Source organism: Devosia sp. (assembly GCF_041917035.1).
Lineage (GTDB): Bacteria > Pseudomonadota > Alphaproteobacteria > Rhizobiales > Devosiaceae > Devosia_A.
The window spans coordinates 1-2,605 of sequence record NZ_JAYRYM010000374.1 but is presented as its reverse complement, the minus strand read 5'-3'; the positions used below and the strand labels follow the sequence as shown (position 1 = coordinate 2,605).

General features: G+C 68.8%; 2 protein-coding genes and 1 pseudogene. All 3 read right to left on the bottom strand.

All coding sequences use genetic code 11. The features are described 5' to 3' along the window. A pseudogene (locus ACE3TU_RS21235) lies at positions 1 to 216 on the bottom strand (6-phospho-3-hexuloisomerase); the annotation flags it as partial. 140 nt (positions 217 to 356) lie between these two features. Further along, positions 357 to 1,847, bottom strand: coding sequence for an FGGY-family carbohydrate kinase (locus ACE3TU_RS21230; RefSeq protein WP_374627851.1), 1,491 nt, complete (start codon positions 1,845 to 1,847; stop codon positions 357 to 359). Next, the coding region (locus ACE3TU_RS21225; RefSeq protein WP_374627850.1) for a M42 family metallopeptidase at positions 1,847 to 2,605 on the bottom strand (759 nt) is incomplete at its 5' end. The genes ACE3TU_RS21225 and ACE3TU_RS21230, both read right to left, overlap by 1 nt.

The following is a 2,605-nucleotide window of genomic DNA, read 5'->3' as shown; positions in this document are numbered from 1 at the left end:
CGGCGTCGTCATGTCGCCCACCATCGAGACGTTCAGCCCCATGTGGAACAGCCGCATGCAGAACCCCCGCACCTGCAGGCCCTCGCGTCCCAGCCCGTGCAGAACGATCCTGTCGGCCTCCTCGACCAGCCGGCAGGCGTGCTCGACCGCATGGTCATCGAGCCTCGCCATCACGGCGCCGAGTTCGTCGAGGGCCTGGGCGTAGGGGGTGGTCATCGATCTCTCCTGTCTTCCCTCTCCCCTTGAGGGAGAGGGTGCCCTGCGCAGCAGGGCGGGTGAGGGGCAGTGGCGATGCTGTGAGGCGAGCGGTCTCGCGTCGCGCCACCGCCACCCTCCGCGGAGGGGTTTGCGGGTCCTCACTGCCCCCGCATCAGGTCCTTGTTGCGCTCGTACAATTCCCGGAATACCCGGTACCGCCGGTCATACAGCCCGCTGAGCCCGGCATCCGGCGAGATCTCCCGTTCGATCGGGTTCCAGGTCCGGATATCGCCCGGCCGCGCGTCGCCGATGGCCAGGGCCCCGATGAAGGCGTCCCCGTACGATGCCCCCACCGTCTTCTGCCGCACGATCTGCGTGCGTCCCGACGCGTCCGAGGTCGCCTGCGACCACACCCGGTTCTTGGTGCCGCCGCCGGCGGCAAGGATGGCGCGCGGTGCCTGCCCGACATCGGCGTAGGTCTCGAACACGTGCCGTGTTCCGAAGGCAATGCCCTCGAACACGGCGCGGTAGATGTCGCCGCGCGTGTGCGTGAGATCGAGCCCGAACAGCACGCCCTTGGCCCCGGTGTCGTGGATCGGTGTCCGCTCGCCGGAAAAGTACGGCAGCAGCACCAGCCCGTTGGCGCCGGGCGGCGAGCCCTCCGCCTCGCGGGCCAGCGTCACCACGGCGGTTTCGGGGTCGAGTTCCTTGGCGAACTGCTCGCGGAACCAGTGGCTGAGCGTGCCCGAGGTCGCCAGCCCCGACATCGCGGCATGCTGGCCGGGGAAGAACCACGGCGCGTACCACAGCCGCGCGTCCGGCACCCGCACGGGGGTGATCTCGATGATGAAGATGGTCGAACCATACATCAGCAGCATGTCGCCCGGATCGAGCACGCCGACGCTGAGCGCCTCCGCACCGGCATCGATGGTCCCGGTGGTGACCGGCGTTCCGGCCGCGAGCCCGGTCTGGGCCGCCGCCGCCGCCGTCACCTCGCCGGCGACCTCGGTGGTCCACAGGATCTCCGGCAGCCCCTCGAGGCCGATGATGTCGTCCGCCAGGTCGTCCGTCCAGCCGAGCCTGCCGACGTCGTAGAGCGGCGAGAAATTCGCGGCCGAGTAGTGGTCGATGACGTGGCGGCCGGTCAGTTGCTGCACGATGTAGGTCGTCGAGGTCAGCACCTTGGCCGTCCGCGCGAAGAGGTCCGGGCGGTTGCGCTTGAGCCACAGGATCTTGGGGCCGACCGACTGCGAGGTCAGCGCATTGCCGCACCGCTCGAGCAGCACCGCCTCGCCGATCCGATCGGTGAGCTCGGCGATCTCCTTGGCCGCCCGCGTATCGACGCCGTAGAGCACGCCGTTCATCAGCGGCTCGCCATCCTTGTCGACCGGCAGCATGCACGGCCCGATGGCGCTCGCCGCCACCGCCTTGATGTCGGTCGGCGCCACCCGGCTGTCGGCGATCAGCTTGTTGGACAGAAAGCAGAAATCGCCCCACCAGTCCTCCCGCGGGCGATGCTCCGCCCAGCCCGGCTGCGGCACCAGCATCTTGTGCGGCCGCGCCGCCTGGGCGACGATCCGGCCGTCGGAATCGACCAGCACGCCCTTTGACTCGAACGTCCCGATATCGATCCCGAGATAGTAGCGCATCAGACGTAGTCGTCCCTGTCGAGGCTGAAATCCTTGTCGATCCGCGGCAGCGCCTCGACCAGCAGCTCCCGCAGCTGCTCGAGGTCGGCGAGGTCGCACACTTCCAGCGCCGAGTGCGAATAGCGCATCGGAAAGCCGACATCGATCGACGCCACGCCCTGGCCGACCAGCTGCACGTAGCTCAGGTCGGTCAGTGCCCCGATATGGGCGCTGCGCTGCAAGGGCAGCTTCCTCGCCTGCGCGCTCTGCTCGAACAGCGTCACCATGGCCGGATGCGGCAATGTTCCGTTGAGCGTGCCGCGGCCGTGGAACGAGTAGAGCGAGATGGCAGGTCCGCCGCCCAGCCTCACGTCGCCGCGCGCCGCCATGTCCGGCGTGTCCGTGGCGAGGATCAGGTCGAGCTGGATCGCCACGTCGGGCATCAGCACCTGCGCCGCGGTGATCGCCCCGCGCAGGTTGAACTCCTCCTGCACCGAGAACACGAAATGCACCGTCGGGCGCTTCTTCACCTCGAGCAGCGCCTTGGCCACCTCGATCATCACCGCGCAGGCCGCCCGGTCGTCGACCGACGTGCCGGCGATGCGCCCGTTGGCCAGTTCCGTGACGCTCGGGGCGTAGACGATCGGCGTGCCGATATCGATCCCGGCCTCCAGCACCTCCTGCGCCGAGCGGAAGCCCGCGTCGATGTAGAGTTCGGGGTAGGGCAGCACCCTGTATTTCTCGTCCTGCCCGGTGGCGTGGTGACTCTTGTGCGCGAT

Excerpts from the sequence above, each read along its gene's own strand:
- ACE3TU_RS21230 (WP_374627851.1), bottom strand. The coding sequence starts at position 1,847 with ATGCGCTACTATCTCGGGATCGATATCGGGACGTTCGAGTCAAAGGGC.